Annotated in this window: 12 protein-coding genes; 4 read left to right on the forward strand and 8 right to left on the reverse strand. The window is 44.3% G+C overall.

The annotated features are described in order from the left end of the window. The first annotated feature begins 2 nt into the window (after nt 1–2). The gene (gene proC, locus FTU46_RS11745; protein ID WP_004783553.1) at nt 3–833 is read left to right on the forward strand and encodes a pyrroline-5-carboxylate reductase; all 831 of its coding nucleotides are present in this window, start codon (nt 3–5) and stop codon (nt 831–833) included. 31 nt (nt 834–864) lie between these two features. Beyond that, complete coding sequence (locus tag FTU46_RS11750; RefSeq protein WP_004783550.1) at nt 865–1434, forward strand: YggT family protein; 570 nt, start codon at nt 865–867, stop codon at nt 1432–1434. Between the two features lie 147 nt (nt 1435–1581). Here the strand turns inward: FTU46_RS11750 and polA are convergent, their stop codons facing one another. Next, on the reverse strand, nt 1582–4347 hold the full coding sequence (gene polA / locus FTU46_RS11755) for a DNA polymerase I (RefSeq protein ID WP_180105042.1): 2766 nt from the start codon (nt 4345–4347) through the stop codon (nt 1582–1584). Between the two features lie 161 nt (nt 4348–4508). Here polA and FTU46_RS11760 point away from each other — a divergent pair, with 161 nt between their 5' ends. Continuing rightward, nucleotides 4509–7214, forward strand: coding sequence for a DUF2339 domain-containing protein (locus tag FTU46_RS11760; RefSeq protein ID WP_180105043.1), 2706 nt, complete (start codon nt 4509–4511; stop codon nt 7212–7214). A gap of 150 nt (nt 7215–7364) precedes the next feature. On the opposite strand, the gene FTU46_RS11765 is transcribed toward FTU46_RS11760, so the two are convergent. Together FTU46_RS11765 and FTU46_RS11770 are read right to left on the reverse strand one after the other, a co-directional pair. Then, entirely contained in the window at nt 7365–8288 is a 924-nt protein-coding gene (locus tag FTU46_RS11765) for a mechanosensitive ion channel family protein (RefSeq protein WP_180011759.1), read from the reverse strand. Between the two features lie 9 nt (nt 8289–8297). Then, nucleotides 8298–9128 (reverse strand): hypothetical protein, encoded by an 831-nt coding sequence (locus FTU46_RS11770; RefSeq protein ID WP_180017806.1) that lies wholly within the window; start codon nt 9126–9128, stop codon nt 8298–8300. A 93-nt stretch (nt 9129–9221) separates the two neighbouring features. Here FTU46_RS11770 and gspE point away from each other — a divergent pair, with 93 nt between their 5' ends. Then, nucleotides 9222–10709: a type II secretion system ATPase GspE gene (gene gspE / locus FTU46_RS11775; protein ID WP_180105044.1), complete on the forward strand. Its 1488-nt coding sequence runs from the start codon at nt 9222–9224 to the stop codon at nt 10707–10709. A gap of 173 nt (nt 10710–10882) precedes the next feature. On the opposite strand, the gene FTU46_RS11780 is transcribed toward gspE, so the two are convergent. From FTU46_RS11780 to FTU46_RS11800, 5 genes are all read right to left on the reverse strand, one after another. Then, complete coding sequence (locus FTU46_RS11780; protein WP_159123044.1) at nt 10883–11308, reverse strand: organic hydroperoxide resistance protein; 426 nt, start codon at nt 11306–11308, stop codon at nt 10883–10885. Nucleotides 11309–11426: 118 nt separating this feature from the next. Continuing rightward, nucleotides 11427–12254 carry a carbon-nitrogen hydrolase family protein gene (locus tag FTU46_RS11785; RefSeq protein WP_180105045.1) on the reverse strand — a complete coding sequence of 276 codons (828 nt, stop codon included), beginning with the start codon at nt 12252–12254 and terminating at the stop codon, nt 11427–11429. 20 nt (nt 12255–12274) lie between these two features. Beyond that, nucleotides 12275–12793 (reverse strand): anti-anti-sigma factor GigB, encoded by a 519-nt coding sequence (gene gigB / locus FTU46_RS11790; protein WP_004783532.1) that lies wholly within the window; start codon nt 12791–12793, stop codon nt 12275–12277. Nucleotides 12794–12905: 112 nt separating this feature from the next. Further along, complete coding sequence (gene gigA / locus FTU46_RS11795; RefSeq protein ID WP_004783531.1) at nt 12906–13874, reverse strand: RsbU family protein phosphatase GigA; 969 nt, start codon at nt 13872–13874, stop codon at nt 12906–12908. A gap of 103 nt (nt 13875–13977) precedes the next feature. Then, nucleotides 13978–14892, reverse strand: coding sequence for a VacJ family lipoprotein (locus FTU46_RS11800; protein ID WP_180105046.1), 915 nt, complete (start codon nt 14890–14892; stop codon nt 13978–13980). Between the last annotated feature and the right edge of the window lie 321 nt (nt 14893–15213).

Here is a 15213-nt window from a genome sequence, read left to right on the forward strand (position 1 = left end):
ACATGAGTGCAGCTTTAAATTGTAATATTAGTTTTATTGGTGGCGGTAATATGGCTCAAGCCTTGATTGGCGGGCTGATTTCGCAGGGGTTGCCAGCAACGCGTATTACAGTTTCTGATCCGGTTGAGAAAGTACGCTCACTTCTTGCAGAAAAAGAAGTCAATGTCACCGATGATAATATTGCTGCTATTAAAGATGCGGATATCGTCCTGTTTGCAGTCAAACCACAGGTTTTAGCTGGTGTGTTAAAACCACTTCAAGGTTTACTTGATGGCAAGCTGGTGATTTCAATTGTTGCGGGTGCCGAGATTGCAACACTATCTGCGCTATTGGGTACTGATCGTATTGTCCGTGTGATGCCGAATACACCCGCATTGGTACAGACTGGTGCACATGGTTTATTTGCCAATGCAGAAGTTGGTAATGATGACCGTGAGCTGGCGAGTCAGGTTTTGGCTTCTACCGGTCTGACAATTTGGGTAAACTCAGAAGCTCAGATTGATGCCGTAACTGCAGTCTCTGGTTCAGGACCTGCTTACTTCTTCTATATGATGGAAAGCATGATTCGTGCAGGCAAGAATTTAGGTCTGGATGAAAAAGTAGCTACTGCATTGACATTGCAAACTGCTTTGGGGGCAGCGCAAATGGCGATCACCAGTTCGAATACACCGGCAGAGCTGCGTAAAAATGTAACATCTCCGAATGGTACAACTCAGGCGGCATTGGAAGTATTTGATCGCGCGCAAATTTCTCAAAATATTCAGGCAGCGCTTGCTGCTGCGCAAAAACGTAGTCAGGAACTGGCCCAAGAGCTCAGTGACAATAGCAAATAATCTTCAGTTTAATTTTTAGGAACGTTCAAGTATGGGTGCAAATTCTGCGCTAATTTTTGGCATTATCATTAACGTCGCGATTTTGCTCGTATTCTTCCGCTTTTTAATGCAATTGGCCGCGGTGAGTCCTTATAATCCTGTCGTTCTATCTACTGTCAAAGCGACTAAAATTGTAGATGTGTTCGGGCGTATTTTCCCAACTGCAGGTAAAGGCCGGGTGAATACTGCTGCACTGGCACTTTTGGTCGTGCTGTATTTGCTGAAAATTTTTGGCATCATGTATTTGTCTGGGGGAATGCCAAATGGTCCAATCCATTTGCTTATTCTAACCTTCGTTACCATGATGCAGGATTTGATCCGTTTCTGTCGTTACCTGATTTTTGCAACAATTATTTTGAGCTGGGTGGTGATGTTTACGCAATCCCGTTCACCTTATATTGAGGTAGTTCAGGAACTTGCAGAGCCATTATTGGCACCGTTCCGTCGTATCATGCCGAATATGGGGATGATCGATCTGTCTCCAATCTTGGCAATTTTGGCATTGATCGTAATTGAAATGATTATGAACCAGGTGGCAATTGTGTTGCTAACCGGCCTTTAATCAGATCCCAAAGAAAAGGACGCTTAGGCGTCCTTTTTTATTTCAAGAAAATTCCCTCTCCTTGTAGGAGAGGGTTAGGGTGAGGTCTATAAATTTAAATAACCTCTATCCCAACCTTCCTCCTAAAAGGAGGAAGGAGCTTTAGTATTAATGCGCTTCATCCCAGTTCATGCCTTTACCGACTTCCACGACCAAAGGCACAGAGATTTCAATCACAGATTGCATCACTTCAGCCAGTTGAGGTGCCAGTTCATCTGCAATCGCTTCATCAACTTCGAACACCAATTCATCGTGCACTTGTAGCAGCATTTTGGCCTGATCTTTAGGTAGCATTTTATCAACCTCAATCATCGCCATTTTGATAATGTCTGCAGCTGAACCTTGTAATGGTGCATTAATCGCCGCACGTTCAGCGGCTTTGCGGACCATCATGTTACGGGCATCGATATCCGGTGTGTATAAACGGCGACCTAGAATAGTTTCAACGAAGCCTTGTTCCAATGCCACCTGACGGGTACGCTGCATATATTCATAAATTCCCGGATAGCGGCGGAAATACTGTTTGATATATTCCTGTGATTCCTGACGGGTGAAACCTAACTGACGGGTCAGACCAAATTCAGACATGCCATAGAGCAGACCGAAATTCACGGCTTTGGCCTGACGACGCTGATCATTGGTCACTTCTTCAAGCGGGATACCCAGAACTTCAGCTGCGGTACGGCGATGCACATCCTGTCCATGGTTAAAGGCATCTACTAGCGCATCATCCTGAGATAAATGTGCCATCAGACGCAATTCAATCTGTGAATAATCGGCTGCGAGTAAGACACGACCTTCAGGTGCAATAAAGGCCTTACGAATCTGACGTCCGATTTCCGCACGAATTGGAATGTTTTGCAGGTTTGGATCAGTAGACGATAAACGGCCAGTGGCTGTGAGTGCCTGATGATAACTGGTATGCACACGATGGGTTTCGTTATTGGCCTGTTTGCATAGACCATCGGTATAGGTACTTTTCAGTTTAGACAGACCGCGATATTCCAAAATCAGTTCAGCAATCGGGTGTTCCAGTTTTTCCAGTACACTTTCGCTGGTACTGTACTGACCGGTAGAGGTCTTTTTACCACCTTTTAGGCCCAGTTTGTCAAACAGAACTTCACCGACCTGCTTAGGGGAGCTAACATTAAACGCTTCACCGGCTATTTCCGTGATCTGATTTTCCAGATTCTGCATGGTTTGAGCGAACTCACAACCGAGCTGATCCAGGAAAGCCAGATCCAGTCGGATGCCATTTTCTTCCATACTGGTCAGCACACGCGCTACAGGCATTTCAATATTGTACAGAATATTGACCAGTTCAGGATAAGTCTGCAGCTTTTTGCTGAGTACTTCAAACAGGCGATAAGTCACATGCGCATCTTCTGCCGCATAATGCGCTGCAGTTTCGATCTCGATTTTATTGAAAGTTTTTTGTTTGGCGCCTTTGCCCGCCACCTGTTCATAAGTGGTGGTTAAGTGGCTTAAGTACAGACGGGCTACATCATCCATGCCATGACGGGTGGCAACTGAGTTCAGCACATAAGAAGCCAGCATGGTATCAAAATACCAACCCGCCAGATGAATGCCGTGATTTTCCAGAACATGCGCATCATATTTCAGATGGTGGCCAATTTTCTGAATGGCTTCATTTTCTAGAATCGGTTTGATCTGAGCCAGAATTTCTTCACGATTGAGCTGTTCTGGCGCACCTTCATAATCATGTGCTAGCGGTACGTAATAGGCATCCTGGGCATCAAAAGCCACCGAAAAACCGACAATCTGTGCAATACGATAGTCCAGACTGGTGGTTTCAGTATCAAAAGCAAAGCGTTTTTCAGTATTTAAACGTTCAAACAGCTTACTCCAATCTTCCTGAGTCAAGACGGTATGATAAGTCGCCTCTCCGAGCTGATCGTTATCACTGCTCAGTGTCGCCTGCTGGTCATCAGCTTCCTGAGGTTCAGGTGCTGCTTTGGCAGTAATCGATTGGGTAGCCTGTTTATAATTACGGTTATTGGGATTATTTGGATGATCCAGTGATTGCAGCTGGTTACGGAATTCCAGTTCAGTATACAGATTACGTAAAGCTTCTACATTTGGATCCTGAAGTTTCAGGTCATCGTAAGTGAAGCTTAAATCCAGATCGCAAATGATGCTGGCCAACTGATGATCCAGTGCAATGCCATCGGTATTGTCTTTAATATTCTGACCAACTTTACCTTTGATCTTGTCGACATTTTCCAGAATGCCACCAATCGAGCCATATTCATTGAGTAATTTGGCTGCAGTTTTCGCCCCAATCCCAGGCACACCCATAATACCGTCTGAGGCATCGCCCATCAGGGTCAGATAGTCAATGATCTGGTTTGGCCATACACCAAACTTTTCAAAAACCCCATCAACATCCATTGGTTTTTCTTTGAAACTGTCTTCCAGGGTCACTTTATCAGTCACCAGCTGTGCCATGTCTTTATCACCAGTCGAAATCAGCACCTGATGGCCTAAAGCTTCAGCACGTTTAGCCAGTGTACCAATAATGTCATCCGCTTCCGCACCTGGCAGCATATGCAGGGGAATGCCCAAAGCACGAATCAAGGCATGTAAGTATGGAATTTGCTGTGACAGTTCTTCCGGCATGCTCGGACGGTCACCTTTATAAATAGGTGATAGCTCGTGACGGAAAGTCGGTTCAGGCGTGTCGAAAATCACCGCCATATGTGTTGGCTGGGTACGGCGCATCAGTTTTTGAATAGCAGAAATCGCACCACGAATTGCATTGGTGTGCAGACCGGTTGACGTGGTTAATGGTGGTAGTGCATGAAAGGCACGAAATAAAAAGTAAGAGCCATCGACCAAGACAAATGGTGGCATGTAATCAATTCCTTATTCAAAAAACAGTTTTATTGTACGTGATTTTTACTGCACTCGCAGGAGCAAGTCGGTTTCTACAGCTTAGCGAATATCGGGTGAAGATGAAATAAGCAGTATAAGCTGTTGTATGATGACATGGTTAAGGAACGAGAACGAGAAGAATGACTGCAGGGCAAAATGAATTGCGTATGATCTGGCTGATTAGTCTGGTAATTGTGGGAATAAGTGCATGGTATCTGGAATTGCAGATCGTGACTTATCTCACTGGTCTGGGTTTCCTGATCAGCGTGATGCAATATATCAGTGCCATTGAAGCGCCCGTGCGGGATCTGGCTGCACCGACGCAGGTGATTGTGCCAGCCAATTCTAAAATACCGCTGTATATTTCTTCTATTATCGCCATTGTCGGAGGCGTGACTGAGCTTAACTGGCTGATGGGGATCGGCATTACCGCCTGGATTTTCTTTCTATTACGCTGGTTACAACGTTTGGAACGTAACATAGTTCAGTTGCAATCTCGTTACCGGTCAGCAGATCAGATACATCCAGAAATCACTCAACCCGATATTCCTTTACCTATTGCTGCTCAAGCTAGTTCAGAGCAACCACAATTGCTGGATCAGATCCAGCAGTGGATTTTTCGTGGAAATCCGGTTCTTAAAGCTGCGATCGCCATTTTGGTGATCGGAATCATTTTATTACTACGTTTTGCGACAGAGCACTGGCAGCTGAGCTTGGCGGTAAAATTAGGACTGGTCGCCTTATCTGCTGTTGTTGTGACCGGATTGGGTTATACCCTGATCGCTAAAAACCGCAGTTTCGGTCTGGCACTGGAAGGCTTGGGATTAGGGGCACTATTTCTGACCTTGTTCTTTGCCTACTACAATCTGGTGATTGCCACGTTGCCACTGGCAGCTCTGGTGTTCTTGGTCATTTTAGCAATTACGCTGTACTTAAGCTTGAAACAGGAAAGTATTGAGCTGGCAGTCATGGCCTTATTCATTGCCTATCTGGCGCCGTTTACCTTACCGACCCGGGATGCTTCTGCGGTTGAGTTCATCAGTTATTATCTGCTGATTAATATCGGCGTGCTGTTACTCAGCAGTTTGCGGCCCTGGAAAATCCTGAACCAGATTGCTTTTCTGGTCACAATCATAGTAGGCGGGATGTATAGCCTGATTCATGGTCATACATACGAGCGTTATACAATGACCGCCCTGATTCTGGCACATAGTGCGGTATTCATCTGGCTAGGCTTTCGCTTTAGCCAGTTACTGGCCCGGCAGGATCTTCCCCGTTTTCGTCTAAAACCGGTTCTAGATCTTGCCCTGATTTTCGCTGCACCGATTACCGCCTATATTTTTCTGTATCTGATTCATTTCAATCAGCCTGATCAGAAGCTTTGGCAAGCCGGGCTTAGTCTGTTATTTGCCGGGATATTTGCAATCTGTTGGACTTTAGTGCGTCGTAGAGAAAGTGTTCAGGTCATTTCCCAAAGTTATCTCAGCTTGATGCTGATCTTTCTGGCTTTGGTTCCACCCATTTTATTGACAGAGCAGTGGAGCGTAGTCGGTTGGGCAGTTGAAGGCGTACTAATTTATCTCTGGGCATTGGAAAAGAATATTCGGGTTGCGCATTATCTGAGTATGGGACTGCTGATCATGGCAGGCTTCAGTAGTGTTTACTATCTGATTGAGCTTAATCCCACACCGCGGAAAATTTTCTGGATTCTCAGCTTTTGTTATGTCGCCGTCGTCTTCCTGAGTCAGCTTAAAGCCAAATACCGCCAGCAGCTTAATAGCTTAAGTATCAGTTTTCTGAGCACTCTCAGTTTTGCTGCGACCCTGATGTTGTTTGCCTTGCTTGAAGATGAGTTCGCTCATGAGCAGGCCTATATTTATAGTTTATTCAGTCTTGCACTGGGTTATACGGTTCTAAGTGAAATCATACAGCGCAAGCATCAGGAATGGTGCTGGTTATTGCCAAAATGGAGCGGTCTTACGCCATTGGTGATCATTGCGATTTTGCTGGCTGTTGATTATAGCGAAAATGGGATTCTGGTCTGGCCAAGTGCTTTGGAGCGTGGAATCTTTGCACTTTCATCATTATTGCTGGCTGCTTTATGGTTAAGACCGGTGAAAGGAATTGATTTATCCAAAGAGTGGATGAGCTTTGGGGTATTTGCCAGCCTGACTTTGGCTAGTGTATGCCTAATACCGAGCATGCCTTATCTCAGTATGGTAATTCTGCCTTTGGTATTCTGGTTCTGGTGTTATCGACGAAAAGAAAATTCAGAGTGGCGCTTACTCTGGCAGAGTAAAAACTGCTTAGTGTTAATGGGAGCTTGGTTAATATGCTCACAGCTGTTTAACCAGCAAGCTTTCCAATATTACTGGTTACCTCTATTCAATCCATTTGATCTGATCAGTCTGGCCATGCTTGCCAGTTTCCTGTGGATGCTGTTGCAGCAGATTCGGGCAGGACACGATCGCGGGATGATGTCGGTACTGATGGTACTAAGCCTGTTATGGCTGTCGAGCTATATTGTATTACGGGCCTTACATATCTATCTGCAAACACCATTCAATAGCCTGGAATTGTGGAGTAATGCCACAGTACAGTTAAGCCTGACGATTCTTTGGGTATTGCTGGCCTGGGCGACTATGTGGACGGCTACGCTAAAAAGGCTTAAACCGATGTGGATTTTAGGAGGCAGTATTCTGGTAATCGTCAGCTTGAAGCTGGTGTTATTCGACTTATCTCATACCGGTACACTGACACGTGTGATTTCATTCTTGCTGGCCGGTGGGGTCATGCTACTGATTGCGTATATAGCACCAATGCCGGATGGGGAGAAAAGGGTTTGAATCTAAATTACTCGATTTGAGCGTTAATTTAATCTCCCCAAACCCTGAACGAGCTTAAAGCACTGCTTTAAGCGATATGTAAAAGAAAGACAGGCTTTTTATGACAGTTCCTCCCTTAGTAAAGGGAGGTGAGGAGTGATTTAGAAAAAGTTATTTTAAATCCGGCTTTCTCTTCAGCTCCTTCTCATTGGCATATTGATCAACGTCTTCATTTTCCAGTGGGCGAGCCAGTGGATGATCAACAAAGCCCATTTTCGGTACCGGAATTTCAATCTGGTTATCGAGAAAGCCATTTCGAATCCGTTCCTGCATTTCATCACGGACTTTCAGATAATTTTCCTGCTGACACCAAATCGCAAACAAAAGTTCAATCGAAGATTCACGGAAGGCGGTGACTGTGACTGCAGGCTTTGGATCGGCCAGAACCAGTGGATATTTATTGGCAACATCAAGCAGTACTTCACGCACTTTGATGATGTCTTCATGGAAATTAATAGCCAAGGTAATCGGAATACGCCGGATTGGAAACTTGGACAAGTTGTGTACCGGAGCCCGAATCAGTTGTTCGTTCGGCAAGCGTACATAAATATTGTCTTGGGTAAGTAGTTTAACCGAGAGCAGATCAATCGAAATCACTTCACCTTCAACGGTATGTCCACGAATCAGTGTAATCTGAATGGTATCACCGACCTCAAAAGATCCTTCACCAATCAGGAAGATACCGCTGATCAGGTTGGATGCAGAGGTTTGGGATGCGAAACCCAGTGCGACGGTTAAAATACCTGCTGCACCGAGAAAGACACTGAGTTTAAATCCGGCTTCCTTCAAACTTGCCATCACAAACAGCAGGAAAATAAAGTAGAAAATCCCGCGGCGCCAGACCATTTGCTGATGTGCATTAAAGCGTATACCAATAGTACGGATAAAAGCATTCGAAAAAAAACGTGCGATCAGGAAACCAATAAAACACAGCACAACCGCGACGACAATTTCAGTCAGGCGATCGGTATTAATATTGGTAAATACTCCCTTGAGACTGTTGGTGACTTCGGTTGGAATATTCGAATTTGGCATCACACGCTCTTAGAAAAATGAATCAAACATATTAAATAAATTTCCCGCCGGATCACGCGGTGGGTGTAAATAATCTACTTCACCCGCATTGGGCGGGGTACGGTTTTCCACTCGGATCCGGGGTGGGCGATCCAGGCCTTCATGCAAAACCTTAATCTGCGAGGTCCACAGACGTTCAGTGCTGGCACTATAAAAGAGAGGCAATGCAGGTACTGGAACATTCATCCGATCGAAACGCAGTTGCTGCTGACTGGTATTATGAAACTCAATTGGAGTCACAGCACGGAATGCACGAGGACGTAATTGTTGCAATTCAGTCCGGCCATCGACTGCGGTAGCATAGCAAATTTCACCGGAACGGTGATTTGGCCCAAACCAGGTATCTTTCGGTAAAATCACTGGAAGATCAAAAATCGGTTCACGTTGACCTTCGACAAAACCGGCAATCCATAGCGGGGTACTGATATAGAGCGTTCCACGTTGACCGGCCGGAATATAAATTGGATCAACCGGTTTAATCACTACTGAGCGATTCGCCAGACGAGGCATAAGCTGTAACTTGCTTTGGGTAGATTTGAACATATAGCGTTCAATTTTCACCGGTGTCGGAAATGCAAACAGTGGATCATTAATCTGATGCCATTGCTGTTCATAATCGTACTGCACCGTCGGACGATAATATTCTAGTCGCCATTCCTGCAAGCCTCGGGTCAAACGAAACAGCAGAGAGCCAAATTGCCAGGCCTTGGACTCGTTAATTTCAAAACTTTGCTCTCCCCACCATTGGATTCGGGGAGACTGCAGGTTTAATTCCTCTTGATCTTGCGGCAATGTTGGCATCCTTTCTTGCTAAATCTTTGAAAACATACTTCACGCTGTCATATGCTTAGAGTACACTCAATTTAAATTTTTTCATCATTATTATAATCTGCGATGCAAGTACTGAAACAATTACAAATCCCGTATAGCTTTGCGAAACGTCATGGTGTGCTGTTGCGTTATGAGGGAGATCAGGCTTTTATTGTCCGTCGTGACAATACGTCTATGCTTGCATTACAGGAAGCACGCCGTTTGCTGGGTCATCCGGCTCAGTATCAACATTGTACAGAACAAGAATTCAATCAGTTACTCAGTTCCAGTTTTGCCGGCGATAGCGGTGAGTCACAGCAGGTGGCTGCCGGTCTGGAAGATCATCCTGATTTATTAAGCCTTGCCGATTCGGTTCCTGAAGCCGAAGACCTGATGGATCAGGAAGATGATGCGCCTATTGTCCGTCTGATCAATGCCTTGTTGTCGGAAGCGATCCGTGTTGGCGCCTCAGATATCCATGTGGAATCTTTCGAAAAACGACTTTCCGTACGTTTGCGTGTCGATGGGCAGTTGCGTGAAATTGTGCAGCCACGTCGTGAACTGGCACCATTACTGGTATCACGGATCAAGGTCATGGCCAAGCTGGATATTGCAGAAAAACGTATTCCTCAAGATGGCCGTATTTCCTTACGTCTGGCAGGTCGTGAAGTCGATGTGCGTGTTTCGACTTTGCCATCCTCTTATGGCGAGCGGGTGGTGATGCGTTTGCTGGACAAGCAGGCCGGCCGTCTAAATATGACCCATCTTGGCTTGATGAATAATGATTATGATCGACTCAAGGCCCTAGTGCATCGCCCTCATGGCATTATTCTGGTGACTGGACCTACAGGTTCGGGTAAGACCACTACCTTATATGCAGCACTCTCTGATCTAAATGATGGTTCCAAAAATATCCTGACGGCTGAAGATCCAGTCGAATATCAGTTAGAAGGGATTGGTCAAACTCAGGTAAATACCAAAGTCGATATGACCTTTGCCCGTGCCTTAAAAGCCATGCTGCGTCAGGATCCGGATGTAGTGATGGTCGGTGAGATCCGTGATCTGGAAACTGCAGAAATTGCAGTTCAAGCCTCGCTGACAGGTCACTTGGTATTATCAACGCTGCATACCAATACTGCGATTGGTGCAGTGACACGTCTAAAAGACATGGGAATTGAACCATTCTTGCTATCCAGCTCTTTAATTGGCGTAGTTGCTCAGCGTCTGGTGCGGACTTTATGTCCGCATTGTGCGACCTGGAAGGATGCAGATGCATTTGAAAAGAATCTGTTTGAACATATTGAGCATCCACAGGAGTTGAGATTACCTCAACCGCACGGTTGTGAACGCTGCGGGAATACGGGCTTTAGTGGACGTACTGCCATTTATGAAATTGTACCGGTTGATGAACATATGCGCCGTCTGATTCATGGCAATGCAGCGGAATATGAATTGGAAACCTATGCACGTCAGCAGTCAGGTTCAATTCGTGATGATGGTTTACGCAAAGTACTGGCTGGAAAAACCACCATTGAAGAAGTTCTGCGTGTAACCAATGAGGCGGCAGAGTAAATTTTTATTCGATGGGATAGGAAGGCACAGTTTTCTTAAGTAAATATTTCAAGTGATCATTTTTCTATGAAATAGCACACAGTAATTTTGATCAAAATTCTATAAGAATGATCAGCTCTATCCTGAAATGCCTTCTGATTTTTCAGGATAGAGAGTGAAATGTTTATTTAGACTTAGGTGATGACATTCAAAGTAACATCAATATTGTTACGGGTTGCATTTGAATAAGGACAAACGATGTGTGCGGCATCCACCAGCTTTTGTGCTTCTTCCTGTTCCATTCCTTCTAAATGAACATTTAAAGTCACTTCAATACCAAAACCGGTAGGAATCGGACCAATGCCAACTTCACCTTCAATATAGGCATCTTTGCTAATATTGATTTTATCCCGGTTGGCAACAAACTTCATGGCACCTAAAAAACAGGCTGAATAACCTGCAGCGAACAATTGTTCAGGATTGGTCCCGCCACCTGGGCCACCCATTTCCTTGGGCACTGCCAGTTTCACATCCAGAATCTGATCGTCAGAGGTTGCACGGCCATCTCGACCGCCTGTAGCTTTGGCACGTGCGGTATATACTGCTTTTTCTAATGACATGAGAGTATTTCCTGCTTGTTCTTTTATGGAACTTCTATGCTCCATAATTTCTAGGGAAGAATAAGCAGGGATTTTGTTAATTTATGCAAGCGAATGAGAATGCGGTAAAAAGTCTGACTTAAGAGAACTTTAGTAGCTTGCGATGCTGCATGAGTGGCATAGACTCACGCACTTTGGCCTGCCCAGTCAAATCAAAATCAACCGTAATAATCTGTGCGCCTTCCGCATGCACCATATCGAGAAGTTGACCACGGCTGTTTGTGGCAGCGGCATGTCCCCAAGTTTGACGTTTTTCACCATGCCAACCCTGTTGAGCAGCACCGAGAACTGTGCATTGGGTATCCATAGCACGTGCTTGCAATAATAATTGCCAGTGCATTTGGCCAGTGGTGTAAGTAAAGGCAGATGGCGCAGTTAAAATATTCGCGCCTTGGGCACGTAAATGAAGCGCAAGTTCAGGAAAACGCAGGTCATAGCAGACCATCATACCGATATTGCCAAAAGGTGTTTTCGCAACAACAACATCGGTACCTGGTTCAAAAAATTGGGATTCCTGATAGCCACCAACAGCATCACCGACCTGTACATCAAAGAGGTGAATCTTGTCATAGCGGGCTTCAGTTTTTTCTGGACTAATACACAGACTTACAGTTCGAACCCGGCCATCTTCAATAACCGAACCATCAGGACGATAAGGACAGGGTAATGTCCCTGCGATAATCCAGATCTGATATTGATGCGCTAGTTGTTCCAGACGTTGTTGAATGCTCTCGAATTGAGCTGCAGTTTCGCGCTGCTTACCAGCAGCAAAACAGACGAAATTTTCAGGAAAGACAATAAGCTCAGCACCTTTTGCTTTACTTTGTTGAATTAATGATTCGATGGTCATGAAATTTTGCTCAATTTCATTTTGGGAATTCATCTGTGCAACAGAAAGTAAAGTCATAGGGATTCCTTATTGTGTGTTCATACCTTTTGTTCAGACACTTGATCTAGATTATCTTGTTCTTTTTGCAACTGTTTGACCAAGGGCTCAAACATATTCTGGTTGCTCTGATTTAACCGCATTAAAGTCTTGTGTGCATCTAGAACAGTTTTCAGCATTGCTTGATGCGTCACATGTTCTTCCATCAGTTTACGCGTACATACATTTGAATCACCGCAGTAATCCAAAATGACAAAGACCTGCCCCAAGCCCATACTGTTGGCCAGAGTCGTGATATCAGAGTTAGTCGACAACATCACCGCCTGGATCTTATGGAGCTGCTTAAGTTTAAGTCCTAATTTTGCTAGGACACCCAGTACAGTGCTGTCAATAAAGCTGGTTTCAGTCAGATCAACAATTGCGCCAACAACGTTGTCCTGCTGCTCAAGTTTGTTCAGTAATTTGTCTAGACTAATACAAGATTGGGCCCGCACTTCGCCGATAAGCTTAAAAATATGCGTTCCATTCAAGCTTGCATATTCAACATGACCTGTTGACATATAAATGCCATTTGCAGAGAAGGATATTAAATTATCCCATAGGGTCTACGGATACTCAAGTAGCTGAAAGTCGCAATCAAATTAAGTGCTTATAAAGCTTGTGATTATACTGCTATTTCACTCTTATAAAGCTGAGAATGGCAATATCGTCGGCAACATGTTCGGGTGCTTCGAAGGATTCGTTCTGTAAGTGATGCAATAATTGGGAAAATTGTTCATTCAGACCGCCGTTAAACGGCTCCAATGCTCCATCTGAACAGATAATAAATCGTGCATTGCGGCTGAGGATATATTCATTTTCTTCTACCTCAAGGTCTTCAGTGAGGCCAAGAGGAAAGCTGCTGGATGACAGGATTTTAGGTTCCTGATTCGGTTCAAAGATAATCGGAGGAGGGTAGTGGCCAGCACTGGACCATTTCAAGACATGACTTTCTAGGTTTAGAATTCCGGCTATCATGGTGATATGTTTTTCAATATTTTCCTGAACCAGCATCCCGTTCAGCTTCTTGATCAGCTCACGAGGCGTTTTCGAACGTCCATGAAAGGCTGCCATCCAGGATGTTAATAAACTGCTGGTAACGCCATGACCAGAAACATCTGCCAGATAGAAAATGACTTCTTTATCGCTGATTTTCCAGTAATCATACCAATCGCCAGATAGATAGGCAGAAGGCTGAAAATAGGTTTCAACCGCATAATTGGTTAATTCAATTTCATTCGGTAGCAAACGTTTTTGTAGCTCTGCTGCTGAAGGAAGATCACGACTATCCTGATTACGCTTATATTGCGCATCGATTTTTTGTAATGCGATATCGGGTTGTTCAGGCAGTTTATCCCAGATCCAGCCTGCCAAAGCACCTTGTTCCCAAGCTTGTGCCAAGGCTGTTCCTTCATTTTCCAGCGCTAATACGACAGTCGGAAGGTTCCACTTATATTTCAGATAATCATGTACATCTGCAATGGCAATAATCGTCGCATCGTACAACTCGTGATCTTCCAACTTGATTACTTGAACGTGCGGAAGCTTCTCAAGCACTTGATCTAAATAAGGAATATCACGGGTAGGTTGAATGAAATACATAGACAGGTAGTTCGATCCTGGGATGAGTTATAAGATGTACTATAACAAGCAAATGATTGCTAGCGAACGGTTTTCGCTAGAAAATCATCATTGAGCTTAGGTTTCAAAGGTCATCACTAGAAGATTCAGTCTCATTTTCATCGAAAGATTCATCTTCAAGATTTTCATCATCGAAGTCATCTTCAAGGAATAAAGATTCCTGTTCCAGACCTTTTTTCTGGGCGATCATATAATTGGTACGTTGCAAATAAATATCGCGAATTTGTGCATAACGATCACCTGTTAACACACCTTCAATATCAAGTAATTCTGCACGATTATCAATTGCACGCCAGAATTGATCACCCCAATACAAGCCTTCATCATCTTCAAGAATATATTTCTGTGGACGGGTCTGGCTATCGACTGCCATACCGAAAGTATCACGCACAGAACTTGGGCCTAGGAACGGTAACATCACATAAGGACCGGAAGGTACACCGTAATAACCTAGCGTAATCCCGAACTTTTCATCTTCATGATCCAGTCCCAGACGACGGGCTGGGTCTGCCAGACCTAAAGTAGTTAAGGTATTAATGGTAAAACGGCCCAAAGATTTTGCTGCACGAGCAGGACGGCCCTGAATCAACTGGTTTACCGCATTCCATGGTTCACCTAAATTGCTACGGAACTGGGTATAGCTGCCACGCACATCTTGAGGAACCTTTTCCTGATACTGAACCGCAATGGGGCGAACAACTGCCTGATCGATTGCATTATTAAATTGATACACCTTTCTATTCCAGCCCTGGAAAGGATCTTTAACTTCTTCAGCCTGTGCAGCACTAGCATCGACTTTTAGCTGGGTTTGCAGGTGACTCACTTTAGAAGATATTTTTTCTCTGAGTGGAACCGTAGCAGTAGTAGAAGATTCAGTTTCTATTTCAGTCTGTTCAGCCTGAGTAGTGTCTTCAGCAAAAATTAATGGGCTAGAGGCCAAAGAAAATAAGCATAAAGATAAATAAATAGAGCGATGCATAAGGAAACCCCAAAGCCTTGTTCTGAGTATAGTGGCGTTGTTTAACCCGGAATAATAAACTGTATTACTAGGAATAGGCGTAATTTAAGCAAAATTGTATAATAAATGAATAAAAACTTCATAAAAGGCTAAAAATTAGACATGCGGTAAGATTTATTTGAAAAAGGTGTTGCAAGCCCTCTGAAATGCTGTAGAATGCACATCCATCGGCGGTGATGAAGATTAAAACTTCTGATAAAACAGTAACTTAGCATGAAATGGTTGAGTTAGGTTTTAGAAAGAAAGTTTAAAAATAATTTTCATTACTGGTTGACTTTCTAG

Origin of the sequence: Acinetobacter sp. YH12108 (assembly GCF_013419055.1) — a bacterium.
Taxonomy (GTDB): Bacteria; Pseudomonadota; Gammaproteobacteria; order Pseudomonadales; family Moraxellaceae; genus Acinetobacter.

Coding starts and splice junctions, on each gene's coding strand:
- proC (WP_004783553.1), top strand. CDS start 3: ATGAGTGCAGCTTTAAATTGTAATATTAGTTTTATTGGTGGCGGTAAT.
- FTU46_RS11750 (WP_004783550.1), top strand. CDS start 865: ATGGGTGCAAATTCTGCGCTAATTTTTGGCATTATCATTAACGTCGCG.
- polA (WP_180105042.1), bottom strand. CDS start 4,347: ATGCCACCATTTGTCTTGGTCGATGGCTCTTACTTTTTATTTCGTGCC.
- FTU46_RS11760 (WP_180105043.1), top strand. CDS start 4,509: ATGACTGCAGGGCAAAATGAATTGCGTATGATCTGGCTGATTAGTCTG.
- FTU46_RS11765 (WP_180011759.1), bottom strand. CDS start 8,288: ATGCCAAATTCGAATATTCCAACCGAAGTCACCAACAGTCTCAAGGGA.
- FTU46_RS11770 (WP_180017806.1), bottom strand. CDS start 9,128: ATGCCAACATTGCCGCAAGATCAAGAGGAATTAAACCTGCAGTCTCCC.
- gspE (WP_180105044.1), top strand. CDS start 9,222: ATGCAAGTACTGAAACAATTACAAATCCCGTATAGCTTTGCGAAACGT.
- FTU46_RS11780 (WP_159123044.1), bottom strand. CDS start 11,308: ATGTCATTAGAAAAAGCAGTATATACCGCACGTGCCAAAGCTACAGGC.
- FTU46_RS11785 (WP_180105045.1), bottom strand. CDS start 12,254: ATGACTTTACTTTCTGTTGCACAGATGAATTCCCAAAATGAAATTGAG.
- gigB (WP_004783532.1), bottom strand. CDS start 12,793: ATGTCAACAGGTCATGTTGAATATGCAAGCTTGAATGGAACGCATATT.
- gigA (WP_004783531.1), bottom strand. CDS start 13,874: ATGTATTTCATTCAACCTACCCGTGATATTCCTTATTTAGATCAAGTG.
- FTU46_RS11800 (WP_180105046.1), bottom strand. CDS start 14,892: ATGCATCGCTCTATTTATTTATCTTTATGCTTATTTTCTTTGGCCTCT.